This window comes from Sulfurimonas sp. HSL3-7, assembly GCF_039645985.1.
Lineage (GTDB): Bacteria > Campylobacterota > Campylobacteria > Campylobacterales > Sulfurimonadaceae > Sulfonitrofixus > Sulfonitrofixus jiaomeiensis.
Genome location: NZ_CP147919.1, coordinates 306,228 through 320,325, shown reverse-complemented (window position 1 = coordinate 320,325; position 14,098 = coordinate 306,228). Strand labels below are relative to the sequence as shown.

Here is a 14,098-nt window from a genome sequence, read left to right as displayed (position 1 = left end):
ATCAGCCCCTAAAACTTAATTTCGTTTGCACGAAGTGCTTCACCGAAAGCAGCGATCACACCGTGATATTGGTAACCGTTACGATCAAATACAATCTCATTGATACCAGCACCTTTAAGTGTAGCAGCAAATTGCTCAGCAAGTTTCGCCGCATCTTCTCTGTTCGCTTTAAGACCAGAAGCCTTAGAGTGAATAGCAGCTAACGTTGTTGCCGTCTCATCGTTGATCGCTTGCGCAGACAGGTAACGATTTGAACGGAAAACCGATACACGTGGAAGTGCAGCAGTTCCTGAGATCTTTGCGCGAATACGGCGCTTACGTTGGATACGCTTTTTAGCTTTGATTTTTAAAGTTTTTGCATTCATCTCAACGCCCCTTATTTCTTAGCAGTCTTACCGGCTTTACGCACGATAGTCTCTTCCATGTATTTCACACCTTTACCTTTGTAAGGTTCTGGCGGACGGAATGAACGGATCTCAGCTGCAACTTGACCGATTTGCTGGTTGTCGCTACCTTTGATCGTGATCACGTTTTTCTCAACTGAGATATCTAGACCGGCAGGAATATCATAGTTGATATCATGCGAGTGGCCCAGTTGAAGGTTAAGTACTTTACCTTGAACGGCAGCACGGTAACCAACACCGTTAATCTCAAGTTGTTTTGTAAAACCTTCTGTAAGACCCTTGACAATGTTTGCAGCCAGTGAACGGTATGTTCCCCAGAATGCGCGGTGCTCACGAGAATCAGAAAGGTTTTTGAATGTAAGTGTCTGACCGTCTAGTTCGATCGCTACATTCCCTTTAGTGTCCAACGTACGCGTTACGTTACCTTTTACGAAAGTAACGATCGCTCCATCAACACTAACTTTAATTTCAGCCGGTACTTCAACAGGATTTTTTCCAATACGTGACATATTATCTACCCCCTACCAAACTGTACACATGACTTCGCCGCCAATGCCAAGCTCGAAAGCTTTATCATTAGGGAGAACGCCTTTAGATGTTGAAACGATGATCGTACCGTAACCGTTTTTGAAACGTTTAATATCAGCAGCATGCTTGTACACACGACGGCCAGGTTTAGAAACACGTTTCATCTCATTGATCACAGTCTTACCGTTTTCATCATACTTCAACACAACGTTGATGCTTTTTTTAGGGCCGTTTTCAACCACGTTGAAAGAGTCGATGTAGCCTTTGTCAGCTAAAATAGCCACAACAGCTTCAACACTTTTTGAGTGCATTAGTGTCGTAACATCAAGACGACGCATAGCCGCATTACGAATACGTGTCAACGAATCCGAAATTAAATCATTTACCATTATTTTTCCTTATTTGCTAAATACTGTCACAGTATTTGCTACTGTTAGGAGTTTCTCCATGGAAGCCGAAGCTTACCAAGAAGACTTTCTAACACCTGGGATTAGACCTTCGTTTGCCATTTTTCTAAAGCAAACACGGCAGATGCCGAAATCACGAATGACAGAGTGTGGACGACCACAGATCTGGCAACGTGTATAAGCGCGAACCGCATACTTAGGTGTGCGTTTCGCTTTCGCGATCATTGATTTTTTAGCCATTTGTGCGCTCCTTAGTGAACGGCATACCCATTGCTTCAAGAAGAGCAAAGGCTTCTTTATCACTTTGTGTTGTTGTGACAACAGTGATGTTCATACCGTGGATCTGCATGATCGAATCGTAATTAACTTCAGGGAAGATCAACTGCTCATCCAGACCGAAGTTGTAGTTACCGCGACCATCAAAACCGTTACGAGGTACACCACGGAAGTCTTTAACACGTGGAAGCGCGATAGCAACCAAACGGTCAAGGAATTCGTACATTTTAGCGCCACGAAGTGTTACACGAACACCTACCGGCATACCTTCACGTACTTTGAAACCCGCTACCGATTTCTTCGCTTCGACAACCGATGCATGCTGACCCGCAATCGCAGAGATCGTGTCTTGGATGTTTTGGATAAGCTTGTTATCTTTCATCGCAAAACCGGTACCTACAGAGATAACGATTTTTTCAAATGCTGGGATCTCCATAGGGTTTTTGATGCCCAGTTGCTCTTGAAGCTGTGGCTTAAGAGCAAGATATTTTTCTTTTAAACGTGCCATCGGTTACGCCTCCACTTTGCGGACATTAGAGACATCTATCGGCATCTCTTTGTTCATGAATCCGCCTTTAGGGTTTTCTTCAGTAGGTTTAACTGTTTTCTTAGCGATTTTACAACCCTCAACAATAACCTTACCTTTTTTTGGCATTACTGCAAGAACTGTCGCTTTAGTGCCTTTATCGTCACCAGCGATGATCTCAACAGTATCACCCTTTTTGAAATTAAACTTTGCCATAATTAAACAACCTCCGGCGCTAGTGATACAATTTTCATGAAACCAGCGTAACGTACTTCACGACTTACAGGCCCGAAAATACGAGTACCAATAGGCTCTCTTTTTGCATCAAGGATTACTGCGGCATTGTCATCGAAACGGATAAGAGAACCGTTTTCACGATGAACCTCTTTTTTTGTACGAACAACAACAGCTTTAACAACTTGACCTTTTTTTACTTTCCCTGTCGGGATCGCTTTTTTGACTGATGCTACGATAACGTCACCAACAGTTGCATAGCGACGCTTAGAACCGCCAAGAACTTTGATACACATGATCTCTTTAGCACCTGTGTTATCAGCAACTTTTAAACGTGTAAAACTCTGGATCATTACTCAGCTCCTACAACAACGTTTTTAAGTCGGTATGATTTCGTTTTAGAAAGCGGACGACACTCAACAGCAACGACGACGTCACCTTCTTTTAGAGTGTTCTTCTCATCATGGATAAGATACTTTTTAAAACGCTTGACAACTTTGTGGTAACGTGGGTGCATAACACGACGCTCTACCAAAACAGAAGCTGTCTTATCACCAGCGATCTTTACTACTACACCTTGAATTTCACGTTGACTCATAGTGCTTTCCTTACTTCACTGCTGCAAGAGCAGTGTTGATACGAGCAATATCTTTTTTCACAGTACGAAGTTCGCTTGTGTTAGTCAATTGCATCATTTTTTGTTTGATCTTCAAAGTGAACAACTCAGTCTTCTTCTCTTTAAGCATCGCTTGAAGTTCAGCAACGTTTTTATCAGCAAAATCAGAATATTTCATTGTTCATCTCCGCAGTAATAATTTTACATTTGAACGGTAGTTTGTGAATTGCAAGTGTCAGTGCTTCACGCGCCAACTCTTCAGGTACACCACCCATTTCAAAAATAATACGACCTGGCTTGATATTCATAACCCATTTATCAACAGAACCTTTACCTTTACCCATACGAGTTTCAAGAGGCTTGGCTGTTAGTGGTTTAGCTGGAAATACACGGATCCAGATCTTACCTTGACGTTTAATGTGACGAGTCGCAGAGATACGAGCCGATTCAATCTGACGAGAGTTGATACGACCTGCTTCTACCGCTTTGAATGCGATATCGCCAAACGCTAGTTTATAACCAGAACGAGCGTAACCGCGGTTACGACCTTTCATTACCTTACGGTATTTTGTTCTTTTAGGCATCAACATGATTAATCAGCCTTTCTCGGAGCACGTGGACGACGTTCACGTTTCTCAGTTTTTTCTTCTTTGGCTTCAGCAGGGATACCTTTAGTCAGTACCTCACCTTTGAAGATCCAGACTTTAATACCGATGATTCCGTATGTAGTCTGTGCTTCAGCGAAACCGTAATCGATTTTTGCACGAAGTGTATGAAGAGGAACACGTCCCTCAAGATACCACTCAGTACGTGCCATCTCAGCACCACCAAGACGACCTGCAACAGAGATCTTGATACCTTTGGCACCAGAACGCTGTGCATTTTGCATAACTTTCTTCATCGCACGGCGGAACGCGATACGACGCTCAAGTTGCGTTGCAACATTTTCAGCCACAAGTTGTGCTGAGATCATTGCTTTTTTCTCTTCTTTGATATTGATAGAGATATCTTTACCAATCAGTTTTTGAAGACTGACTTTCAATTTCTCGATATCAGCACCTTTTTTACCGATGATGATACCAGGACGAGCTGCTACGATAGTGACACGAAGGCGCTTCGCAGTACGCTCGATGATGATGTTCGCAACACCAGCATAGTAAAGCTCTTTCTTCAAGAAAGTACGGATTTTATAATCCTCGCCAAGGTTAGCCGCAGCAGAGTCAAACGATGGATACCAGCGAGATTCCCAGTTACGGTTGATACCTAGGCGAAGACCAATAGGATTAACTTTATGACCCATATTATTTGCCCTCTACTTCTACTAAGATATGTGCTGTTGGTTTGCGGATACCCGATGCCATACCACGAGCACGTGGACGGAAACGTTTAAGTACCGGACCGTTGTCAACACGACAAGATTTTACAACACAATCTTCTGCTTCAAGACCGCTATTCGCTACTGCAGATGCAAGTACCTTATAGATGATCTTAGCCGCTTTGTTTGGTGTGAACTCCAAAGCTGCAAGAGCCTCTTCTGCGTTCATACCTTGGATTTCGCGTGCAACAAGACGAGATTTGATCGGTGAAACACGGATGAATTTCAATAGTGCTCTAGCCATGATTAACCTACCTTCTTCTGTACAGAACCTTTGTGGCCCTTGAATGTACGTGTTGGTGCGAATTCGCCAAGTTTATAACCGATGTGGTTCTCTGTAACGTATACAGGAACAAACTGACGGCCGTTGTGAACATTAAGTGTCAAGCCGATCATCTCTGGAAGAACCATTGAACGGCGTGACCAAGTCTTGATTGGCTTGTTGCTTTTAGCTTCTTTGGCTGCAAGCACTTTTTTCATCAAGTGGTCGTCTACGAATGGACCTTTTTTTACTGAACGAGCCATAATTAACCTACCCTTTTAGCATTTGGTTTGCGACGTGTAATAATAAGTTTATCACTTGCTTTTTTACGACGTGTTTTCGCACCCTTAGTCGGTTTACCCCATGGAGTAACTGGATGACGACCAGAGTTTGTCTTACCTTCACCACCACCATGCGGGTGATCGATAGGGTTCATTGCAGAACCACGTGTCTGTGGACGGATACCACGGTGACGTGAACGGCCTGCTTTAGCCCAAACGATGTTACCGAACTCTTCGTTACCGACAGTACCGATCGTTGCAAGACATTCACCAAGGACAAGACGCATCTCAGATGACGGAAGACGCACTGAAACGTATTTACCGTCACGACCCATGATCTGAGCTGAACCGCCGGCTGAACGAACAAGCTGTCCGCCTTTACCAGGTTTCAACTCAAGGTTGTGAATAACCGTACCAACCGGGATGTTTTTCAATTTCATTGTGTTACCAGGCTTGATATCAAGACCGCTTTCAGCTGATTGAACAACATCACCGACTTTTAGATCTTTCGGTTGAATGATGTAACGTTTTTCACCGTCAGCATAGGTAACAAGTGCAATACGACAGTTACGGTACGGATCGTACTCGATAGCCGATACTGTACCAGGGATACCAAACTTGTTACGTTTGAAATCGATGATACGGTAAAGTTTTTTCGCACCCGCTTGCTTGTGACGAGAAGTGATACGACCATTGTTGTTACGACCGGCGTGTGCAGGAAGTTTTTTCAACAATGAGCGAACTGAAGGTTTCGCTGTAATATCACTGCTGTCGATGTTTGTATAGAAACGACGACTCGGTGTTATTGGTCTGTATGTTTTCATTGCCATCTTATACCGCCAAACTTTCGATCTGTGCACCTTCTGGTAGCTTCACATAAAACTTTTTAAAGTCGTTCTGCTTACCGGTTACACCACGAAATTTTTTAATTTTTCCAGATTGGTTCAGTGAGTTGATACGTGCTGGCACGATACCGAAGTACTCACGGAAGATCTCTTTAAGACCAGTTTTTGTCACACGAGGAGATGTCTGTACAACGACAACACCATCTTCCTGAAGACCAAGGGTCTTTTCTGTATACAAGATTGACTTGATATCTGTAATATCTGCCATTATTTAGCCCCTTCCACTAGTTTCTCCCAAACCGCTTTTTCGATAACGACTGAACGGTATGTTGCTGCTAAGAAAGCATTTAGTTCGTTACCTTCAACTAGGTAACAAGATTGAAGATTGCGGAATGCCATAAATGTATTTTCGTCAATCAACTCTTTTACGAATAGCGCATCACGTACTTCAAGTTTATTAAAGATCGCTGCTGCATCTTTTGTTTTACCAGAAGCCACTTCGATACTGTCAACGATGAAAAGCTTTCCAGCATTTGCAAGTTCGTTCAGTGCAAAGTTAAGTGCAACTTTTTTTTGTTTTTTGTTAACTTTGAGGTCATAGTTACGGTTCGATTTCGGACCGAAGACCTGACCACCGCCAACCCATACAGGAGAACGAGTTGAACCGGCACGAGCACCACCACGACCCTTTTGAGCCCATGGTTTCTTACCACCACCGCTTACTTCAGAACGTGTCTTAGTAGAGGCTGTGTTTGCACGTATACCAGCTTGGTACGATTTCACATATAGGTAAAGGTTGTGTGGGTTGATACCCGAAAAGCTTTCCGGAAGCGTTAGCTCAGAAGCTTTTTCAAATTTATCGTTTAGAACTACAGCGCTCATTATTTAACTACCTTTATACGTCCTAGAGAACCGTTAGCACCTGGGATTGAACCTTTAAGTGCAATAACGCCGTTCTCAGCATCGAAAGACACGATCTCATTTTTTACAGTCACTTTTTCGTTACCGTATTGACCTGACATCTTACGACCTTTCATAACGCGACCTGGCCACTCAGCATTACCGATTGAACCACCTGTACGGTGAAAACGGTGACCGTGTGAGCCTGGACCACCACCGAAGTTCCAGCGTTTTACAACACCGGCAAAACCGCGACCTTTAGTCTCGAAAGAGGCTTTGACGATTTTTGCTTCGGCTAGTGGAGAAAGATCAAGGTCACCCGCTTCAGTGTTTGCAACTTTCATCGTTGCGAAACGGTTGAACTCAGCTGAAAGAGAGTATTTCTTCTGCTGACCTTCGATCGCTTTGTTTGACTTCTTACCATCGTTATAAGATACGATTGCAACACCGTCGTTTACTTCGCACACTTTCACCTCTTTTAGTTTAAGAAGTGTCACTGAAGTCGAAGGGACAGTAATTGTACGGCTCATACCGATTTTTTCAACAATATATTCCATCTCTTAGGCTCCTTACTTGTCCATAGAGCGAACTTCAACGTCCACTTCCGGTGCAAGATCTAGTTTCATTAGTGAATCAACAGTTTCCGGCGTAGCAGAAACGATGTCGATTAGACGTGCGTGCATACGGATCTCAAATTGCTCACGTGAATCTTTGTTGACGTGTACTGATTTAAGAACAGTGTACTTACGTACCTTAGTTGGCAAAGGGATCGGGCCGCGGATTTCCGCACCTGTACGCTTTACCGCTTCAACGATAGAACTAACCGAACGATCGAGTACACGATGATCGTAAGCTCTAAGTTTCAAACGAATTTTTTCCATAATTTTTCCTCATAAAGAACTCGTCAGACTGCTCTGACTATTTGTAGGGAGCGGAATTATACCGACTACTCGACAATAGTTCAAGAGTTTTGGAGCCATTTTAAGAAATATGTCAGAATTTATTTCCTTTTTAGAAGGAAGTGATAAAATCTGTAGCATCAATTATATTTTGAAGGACACATTTGGAGATTCTGCTCGAAGAGTTTTACAAACAGGACCTGCACGCACCGCAGTACATAGAGAGGCGCTACCAGATAGACGACCGTTCCTGCCAGATAAACGGTATCAGCCAGTCGGGAAAATCCGCCCTTATCAAACACACCTTGCTCCAGCGTAAAAAAAGCAGCTACCTCTATATAGACTGCAATGATCTCAGGATCGATTTTGAGGCACTTAACAGCACACTGACACGTTTTTGCAACCAGAACGATATCTCAACCGTTGCCCTGGACAACTATAATGACGCCGTCGCGTTGCCCAAAATCCGACAACTCATCATCGCCTCTGTTGATCATTACGACTATGATGAATTATTGACCATACGGCTCTACCCGCTTGAGTATGAGGGTTTTCTTGCTTTTGAGCCGCGTTACGACGAAAGCGCGCTCAACCACTTTTTCCAGCTCGGTGGATTTCCGGCTATGCACCGCATTCCTTCCGAAGAGCGTATCCGGCATATCCAGAGAAGTTTGCAGTATGCACTTACCCCTACCGGTTTTGATATCATGCTTCTGAGCTGCAGCCTTGTTACGCAGAAGGTCTCTGCCTATATGCTCTACGAGCGGCTCAAGTCTTCACGCAAGATCTCCAAAGACATGCTCTACAAGAACGTCGACACCCTTGCTCGTCAGGGCTATATCCATCTGTTGGGTAAATTCGACCATCCGCGCGCCGTCAAAAAGCTCTACCATTGTGACACCTCTGTCAAAAATGCGCTCAGCACCCAGAAACATTTCGGCCGTCTCTTCGAGAACATGGTCTTTTTGGAGATGTTCAAAAAAGAGTTCACCCTCTACTACGATGAAGGAATCGACTTTTATATTCCTGCACAGGACCGTATCGTGCTCTGTATGCCTTTTGGAAACCGGGAAGCGCTCTTCAAACAGATCGAGAAGATCGAGGCCTTTATCATTACCAACGGCATCAAAAAAGTCGAAGTTGTCACGATGAGTAACGAGTCGACGCTTCAGCACCCTTTTGTACCGGTAGAGATGATCCCATTTAGCATCTGGGCTTTAACCGAAGGCGAAGAAGAATCTCACGAGGATGAACACTTTTGACTTGAACAAACGATCACCGAAGACTCTGATACCACTAAGATAAAGGTATACCTATGAGAGCTAAATGATGCCGCAACAAGTAAATAGTGACAATAAACTATAAATTATCTGTACAGTGAAACAGTAAAGGGGAGGATGATCCGCCCGAAGGCGGATAAAAACTTCGATAGATTAGAAGTTGTAAGTAAGGTAAACTTGCGCTGAACCGTATGCGTCACCGTTATTTTGATCTTCTGCATCTGTAAAGATATAGTAGAGACCTGCATCCAGCGGACCAAATGATTTCGCCACTTCCAACGTAACCTCACTCATATCCACTTCTGTTGCAGCCCCACCGTTATCACCGACAGTAGCCTGTGTAGCGTAAACACCCAATGCGACATATGTCAACTCTTCAGGCGTTGTAGCCGTCACGTTGACCGTTGTTGTATCAGGGCGAGCCACATAAGTGAAGTTCCACCAAGCTTCAGTATAGAGTTTTGACTGTGCACCGAAAACGTTGAAACCGGCACCGATACCATTATCATTTTCACCGATTTGTGAACCAGCCACAGAAACTGCAAACGTATCTTTCATTTCATATCCGACTTTTCCTGCATAGGCAATATTGCTCGAATCGCCTGTTGCTACATTTGCATCGATACCCGCTACCTGTGCACCTACAGACAGACCCATATCCAACGCCAAGTCTCCTTGAACCCAGTATGCAGTCGCAGCTGACGGCAGGTTATAGAACCAGCCTTGTACTGTCAACGGTGTCCATGAGTTGTTCACAGCACCGATTGTATAGGCACCTTTACCGCCGTTTACCAGACCGAAAGTCGTGTTTTGGCTTCCGTCCCAATCTGCAGTCACACCCGCATATTGACCAGTACCCCACTGACCCATTGCATTACCGTTATTACTTTCACCGATATAAGCAGCGACTAGTGTGGTATCAGGAATATCTTCATTAATAAGTACACCGGCTTCAAATGTATTGTAAGCGACTGACCATGTTTCCGTAAACGCAAGTGGTGTATCTAACGTCATACGACCGACTTTAGCCGTTGTTTTACCGTATGTACCGGCAAGCCATGCTTCATCAAACCAATATTCATCAGTCAGCCCGCCTTCAAAGACGCCGCTGACAATATTGGTAAGACCCATTGCCGAAATAGCCGTTAGGTGTACGCCCGAAGAGACACCTTCTGTTAGATCAGCGGTTACGCCAAGACCTAACGATGTTTGACCCCAAGAGTAATCTTTACCGAACAATGATGCGTCTTTATCCGAATTAAAACCTGTGTCGAAACCATCATTAGTTCCGTAAAACAACATAGCATTACCCGATACTTTTACATTATCAATAGCGAAAGCGCTCGATGCAACCAGCGTTGCCGCCAACAAACTTATTTTAATTAATTTCATATAACTCTCCGTGATTTAGATGTAGAAAAAGTATATGATAACAAGACCATTTAAAACACCAATGTTTGATTAATTTTTAATCAATAACGGTTTATTTCCTAACCAGATTCACTTGACCTTATAAAATAGATACAAATTTTATAGTTTTGTTGATGATAGTGTTTTTGTACTCAGGAAGCTATTGGGCATTAACATGTACTACTGTCATCAAGTACTAAATGGGTAGCGGTTGAAAATTAGAGATGCTTACTGGGCGGATACTGACTTATTGTTTTAGAGCTGTAGAGATAAAGTTGAATGAATTGCAGAAAAAAGATTCCGCCCGAAGGCGGAAAAGCTAGACTTCAAAGAATTAGAAGTTGTAAGTAAGGTACGCTTGCGCAGTCAGGTAAGCGTCACCTGCATTTTGATCATCAGCTTCTGTACTGATAACTGCAAGTGTAACATCCAGTGGGCCAACTGATTTAGATGCAGTCACCGTAATATCTGTCATCTCAAGATCCGTTCCTGCTGCAACACCGTCTGTAGTAGTTGTTTGTGTAGCATAAAGACCTAATGCAACCCATGTCAACGCTTCCGGAGTTGTTGCAGTCACGTTGATTGCAGTTGTATCAGCACGAGTGATATATCCGTAGTTCCACCATGCTTCCGTATAGAGTTTTGACTGTACACCGAAGACGTTGAAACCGGCACCTACGCCATTGTCGTTCTCGCCCGTTTGTGAACCAGCTACAGAAACAGCAAATGTGTCTTTCATCTCATAACCGACTTTTCCGGCAAAAGCAGTATTGCTTGTATCACCAGTTGGAATTGCATTTACATCGATTCCGGCAACCTGTGCACCTACAGACAGACCCATATCAAATGCCAAGTCCCCTTGAACCCAGTATGCAGTTGCAAAAGATGGAAGGTTATAGTACCAACCTTGAACAGTCAATGGCGTCCATGAGTTGTTCACAGCACCTACCGCGTATGCACCTTTTCCACCGTTAACAAGACCGAAGTTTGTGTTTTGGTTTCCATCAAAATTAGCAATAACATTTCCATATAGACCAGCACCACCGGCATTAGATTCGCCGATATAAGCACCAACTAATGTCGTGTCAGGGATATCTTGGTTTAGAAGTACACCCGCTTCAAAAGTATTTTTAGCGATTGACCATGTCTCAGTAAATGCAAGAGGTGTATCCAGCGTCATACGACCGACTTTAGCCGTTGTCTTACCGTATGTACCTGCAAGCCATGCTTCGTCAAACCAGTATTCGTCTGTTAGTGCACCTTCCCATACATTGCTAACAATGTTAGTAAGACCCATTGCAGAAAGAGCTGTCATGTGTACGCCGGCAGAAACGCCATCAGTAAGATCTGCAGTAAGACCAAGTCCCAAAGCTGCTTGACCAGCTGATGAGTCTTTATTGAACAGTGCTGCGTCAGCTACCATATTATCGCCATCATTTGTAGCGTAATACAATTTGGCATCACCCGATACTTTTACGTTATCGATTGCGAATGCACTTGATGCGACTAGCGTTGCCGCCAATAAACTCATTTTAACTAATTTCATATATTCTCCTTAAGAACAGTGTGACTGTGTTTTGTCAGCATCCAGTTTATCACAGTTATCTTAAAGATTTCTTTTGATTATACAATTTGTTACTTCCCTATTACAGGGGGCCTATCACACTTTTATCACACCTATTTTCACATGAATACCTACTAATAGCATTTAACCTGTATTAGTTCAATAGATTAATCTGTTCTTTATATTAAGAGGAGTAGTCTTATAGTCATGTCTTTTCTCAAACATCTCACACACTTTTTATTTCTCATGAACCTTCTTAGCGGCTGCAGTGGCCATGTACTGCAGGATATTGTCGATGGTGGCAACAAAGATACCGCCACAACACCACCTTCGCAAAACAGTGCTTTACAGAAAGTGTCCCCATCAACAACTGCCAGTGATGACCATAAGGAGCATCGCATCATGCAAAAAAACACCAATGAGTGGATTAACGGGGAGTGGAAAATGTTTACAGAAAGTAACACTTCGACAGCACAAGAGCAGCAGGACAATACCGAAAACAGAACAGATGGTGCTGTTCAAACAGCGGATGACATCAACTCTTCGGGGTTGCAGTATTATGTCGACAAAGCAGCTCTCTACCTTGATAACAAGAAAAAGCATGATGCCAACATGACAAAAACTCCCTCACATGCTGAGCAGATCGATGCGATGCCGGGGATCGGAAAGATCGATCGACGCTGATCAAGGTATATACCCGCCCATAACCTTTCGCATACACCTTTCTATTATCGTACGTTCTTTTATTTACATCATCCGAGAGGCAGCTGTTACGCACAGGGAGCATAAAAAAACGCCTCTTTTTTTTCCTCATGGTCTCTTTTCCGGCGTGACAGAAAAGATAAAAGACTAAAGACTAATGCAGGGCGGAACTAAATTCCGCATCGCAAAGGCTGAATCCATAACAATAATAGACTTCTGCGATTATCAAATTTTTTTACTGCATTTTGACAGTCAGGATGTCATTTTTTACGATGTAACATTTCACTCGGAATTTAGCTTCTTCCTGTATTGTGCTATTGGCACTTAAGTATCGTCCGGTATTGCACTTTAGTTTTTTATCTTCTTGTTAGCTCAAAACAAGGGGTACCGTTTTTGCTGGACAAAATGTTTCTGTGGAGAAAAAACCTAACGAAAAAGAAGAAGAGCTACACCTTCCGGCCAAAAGTCACTGCTCGGACTCTACCTCTTTCCTGATGGCATTTCGGCACTTCTGCCGGAATCAATGTCTACGACGCCCCTTGAATGTAAACTAATAACATACCACTTTCGAGAGTAAACAAATGACAACTCTTATCTTAATGCAAGTAGGTTTACAGGGATGGAACATGTCTTGACAGTGAAAATCTATAGTGCGGTGTTAGGAAAGATATTTAGAAGAGTATGAAATATGTCATTGCTGACGATCTGCCAACGTCATTCCCGTTCTGACAGGAGTGACCTCAGCATCAGTCAATCAGTTTAAGAATTACTTGTTCTCATCCCAGGAGAAAACTGTTTTGCCTTCGGCATTTTTCTCAACATTAGCCATGCCCATGATGTTGTAACCGGCATCGACGTAGTGCACTTCGCCCGACACACCCGATGCGAGATCGCTCAGAAGGTACATCGCCGAGTTGCCCACCTCCTCGATCGTGACGTTTTTACGCATCGGCGCATTGACTTCGTTCCATTTCAAAATCGATTTGAAATCACCGATTCCGGCAGCGGCCAAAGTCTTGATCGGTCCGGCGCTGATGGCATTGACACGCTGGCCTTTGTTGCCAAGATCGACAGCCATATAACGCACCGCCGATTCGAGTGCCGCTTTTGCGACGCCCATTACATTATAGTTAGCGACATATTGCGGCCCGCCAAGATAGCTGAGCGTCAGGATCGAAGCGTCATCGGCAAGAACCGGCTGCAGTTTATGCGTCAATTCAATAAATGAGAAGACCGATATTTCCATCGCTATGTTGAAAGCACTTTTGCTTGTTTCCATAAAGCTGCCCGTCAATGCCTCTTTCGGAGCAAATGCAACCGAGTGCACAAGAAAATCTATCTGCCCCATATCCTCGGAAATATGATCGGCAATCGCATTCATGTGTTCCTCGTTCGAAACATCGAGTTCATAGACCTTCTCGCTTCCGAACGACTTTGCTATCGGCTCGACACGCTTTTTCAACGCATCATTCAAATAGGTAAATGCAAGTTCCGCCCCCTGGTCGGCGCACGCTTTGGCAATACCGTAAGCGATCGATTTGTCATTTGCAAGGCCGACGATCAACCCCTTTTTGCCTTTCATCAACATT

General features: G+C 43.7%; 23 protein-coding genes. 2 read left to right on the top strand and 21 right to left on the bottom strand.

The annotated features are described in order from the left end of the window. Window positions 1–8: 8 nt before the first annotated feature. The 18 genes from rplR to rpsJ all read right to left on the bottom strand — a co-directional run bounded on the left by rplR (window position 9) and on the right by rpsJ (window position 7,535). Window positions 9–365 (bottom strand): 50S ribosomal protein L18, encoded by a 357-nt coding sequence (rplR, locus tag WCY20_RS01655; protein WP_345976533.1) that lies wholly within the window; start codon window positions 363–365, stop codon window positions 9–11. Between the two features lie 11 nt (window positions 366–376). Beyond that, window positions 377–913 (bottom strand): 50S ribosomal protein L6, encoded by a 537-nt coding sequence (gene rplF / locus WCY20_RS01650; protein WP_345976532.1) that lies wholly within the window; start codon window positions 911–913, stop codon window positions 377–379. 12 nt (window positions 914–925) lie between these two features. Then, the gene (gene rpsH, locus WCY20_RS01645) at window positions 926–1,321 is read right to left on the bottom strand and encodes a 30S ribosomal protein S8 (protein ID WP_345976531.1); all 396 of its coding nucleotides are present in this window, start codon (window positions 1,319–1,321) and stop codon (window positions 926–928) included. 72 nt (window positions 1,322–1,393) lie between these two features. Next, window positions 1,394–1,579, bottom strand: coding sequence for a type Z 30S ribosomal protein S14 (locus WCY20_RS01640; RefSeq protein ID WP_345976530.1), 186 nt, complete (start codon window positions 1,577–1,579; stop codon window positions 1,394–1,396). Next, the gene (rplE, locus tag WCY20_RS01635) at window positions 1,572–2,123 is read right to left on the bottom strand and encodes a 50S ribosomal protein L5 (RefSeq protein ID WP_345976529.1); all 552 of its coding nucleotides are present in this window, start codon (window positions 2,121–2,123) and stop codon (window positions 1,572–1,574) included. The genes WCY20_RS01640 and rplE overlap by 8 nt, the downstream gene beginning before the upstream one ends. Before the next feature lie 3 nt (window positions 2,124–2,126). Next, entirely contained in the window at window positions 2,127–2,357 is a 231-nt protein-coding gene (gene rplX, locus WCY20_RS01630) for a 50S ribosomal protein L24 (protein WP_345976528.1), read from the bottom strand. A 2-nt stretch (window positions 2,358–2,359) separates the two neighbouring features. After that, a complete protein-coding gene (rplN, locus tag WCY20_RS01625) occupies window positions 2,360–2,728 on the bottom strand; it encodes a 50S ribosomal protein L14 (protein WP_345976527.1) in 369 nt (122 codons plus the stop codon). Continuing rightward, window positions 2,728–2,973: a 30S ribosomal protein S17 gene (gene rpsQ / locus WCY20_RS01620; RefSeq protein WP_345976526.1), complete on the bottom strand. Its 246-nt coding sequence runs from the start codon at window positions 2,971–2,973 to the stop codon at window positions 2,728–2,730. The genes rplN and rpsQ overlap by 1 nt, the downstream gene beginning before the upstream one ends. Before the next feature lie 10 nt (window positions 2,974–2,983). Next, window positions 2,984–3,169, bottom strand: a complete 186-nt coding sequence (gene rpmC / locus WCY20_RS01615; protein ID WP_345976525.1) for a 50S ribosomal protein L29 — start codon at window positions 3,167–3,169, stop codon at window positions 2,984–2,986. Further along, entirely contained in the window at window positions 3,156–3,581 is a 426-nt protein-coding gene (gene rplP, locus WCY20_RS01610) for a 50S ribosomal protein L16 (protein ID WP_345976524.1), read from the bottom strand. Before rplP ends, rpmC begins: the two co-directional genes overlap by 14 nt. Window positions 3,582–3,583: 2 nt before the next feature. Further along, on the bottom strand, window positions 3,584–4,291 hold the full coding sequence (rpsC, locus tag WCY20_RS01605) for a 30S ribosomal protein S3 (protein ID WP_345976523.1): 708 nt from the start codon (window positions 4,289–4,291) through the stop codon (window positions 3,584–3,586). A 1-nt stretch (window position 4,292) separates the two neighbouring features. Next, on the bottom strand, window positions 4,293–4,610 hold the full coding sequence (rplV, locus tag WCY20_RS01600; protein ID WP_345976522.1) for a 50S ribosomal protein L22: 318 nt from the start codon (window positions 4,608–4,610) through the stop codon (window positions 4,293–4,295). Window positions 4,611–4,612: 2 nt separating this feature from the next. Then, complete coding sequence (gene rpsS / locus WCY20_RS01595; protein ID WP_345976521.1) at window positions 4,613–4,891, bottom strand: 30S ribosomal protein S19; 279 nt, start codon at window positions 4,889–4,891, stop codon at window positions 4,613–4,615. A 2-nt stretch (window positions 4,892–4,893) separates the two neighbouring features. Continuing rightward, on the bottom strand, window positions 4,894–5,739 hold the full coding sequence (gene rplB / locus WCY20_RS01590) for a 50S ribosomal protein L2 (RefSeq protein ID WP_345976520.1): 846 nt from the start codon (window positions 5,737–5,739) through the stop codon (window positions 4,894–4,896). Window position 5,740: 1 nt separating this feature from the next. Beyond that, the gene (locus WCY20_RS01585; protein WP_345976519.1) at window positions 5,741–6,022 is read right to left on the bottom strand and encodes a 50S ribosomal protein L23; all 282 of its coding nucleotides are present in this window, start codon (window positions 6,020–6,022) and stop codon (window positions 5,741–5,743) included. Further along, window positions 6,022–6,636, bottom strand: a complete 615-nt coding sequence (gene rplD, locus WCY20_RS01580; protein WP_345976518.1) for a 50S ribosomal protein L4 — start codon at window positions 6,634–6,636, stop codon at window positions 6,022–6,024. Before rplD ends, WCY20_RS01585 begins: the two co-directional genes overlap by 1 nt. Next, on the bottom strand, window positions 6,636–7,211 hold the full coding sequence (rplC, locus tag WCY20_RS01575; RefSeq protein WP_345976517.1) for a 50S ribosomal protein L3: 576 nt from the start codon (window positions 7,209–7,211) through the stop codon (window positions 6,636–6,638). Before rplC ends, rplD begins: the two co-directional genes overlap by 1 nt. Before the next feature lie 12 nt (window positions 7,212–7,223). Then, a complete protein-coding gene (gene rpsJ, locus WCY20_RS01570; RefSeq protein WP_345976516.1) occupies window positions 7,224–7,535 on the bottom strand; it encodes a 30S ribosomal protein S10 in 312 nt (103 codons plus the stop codon). A 182-nt stretch (window positions 7,536–7,717) separates the two neighbouring features. Here rpsJ and WCY20_RS01565 point away from each other — a divergent pair, with 182 nt between their 5' ends. Further along, window positions 7,718–8,815 carry an ATP-binding protein gene (locus WCY20_RS01565; protein WP_345976515.1) on the top strand — a complete coding sequence of 366 codons (1,098 nt, stop codon included), beginning with the start codon at window positions 7,718–7,720 and terminating at the stop codon, window positions 8,813–8,815. Window positions 8,816–8,986: 171 nt separating this feature from the next. Here the strand turns inward: WCY20_RS01565 and WCY20_RS01560 are convergent, their stop codons facing one another. Continuing rightward, window positions 8,987–10,225: a hypothetical protein gene (locus WCY20_RS01560; RefSeq protein ID WP_345976514.1), complete on the bottom strand. Its 1,239-nt coding sequence runs from the start codon at window positions 10,223–10,225 to the stop codon at window positions 8,987–8,989. A gap of 352 nt (window positions 10,226–10,577) precedes the next feature. After that, window positions 10,578–11,789 carry a hypothetical protein gene (locus WCY20_RS01555; RefSeq protein ID WP_345976513.1) on the bottom strand — a complete coding sequence of 404 codons (1,212 nt, stop codon included), beginning with the start codon at window positions 11,787–11,789 and terminating at the stop codon, window positions 10,578–10,580. A gap of 264 nt (window positions 11,790–12,053) precedes the next feature. Here WCY20_RS01555 and WCY20_RS01550 point away from each other — a divergent pair, with 264 nt between their 5' ends. Beyond that, on the top strand, window positions 12,054–12,491 hold the full coding sequence (locus tag WCY20_RS01550) for a hypothetical protein (protein WP_345976512.1): 438 nt from the start codon (window positions 12,054–12,056) through the stop codon (window positions 12,489–12,491). 784 nt (window positions 12,492–13,275) lie between these two features. Here the strand turns inward: WCY20_RS01550 and fabI are convergent. Further along, window positions 13,276–14,097 (bottom strand): enoyl-ACP reductase FabI, encoded by an 822-nt coding sequence (fabI, locus tag WCY20_RS01545; RefSeq protein ID WP_345976511.1) that lies wholly within the window; start codon window positions 14,095–14,097, stop codon window positions 13,276–13,278. Between the last annotated feature and the right edge of the window lies 1 nt (window position 14,098).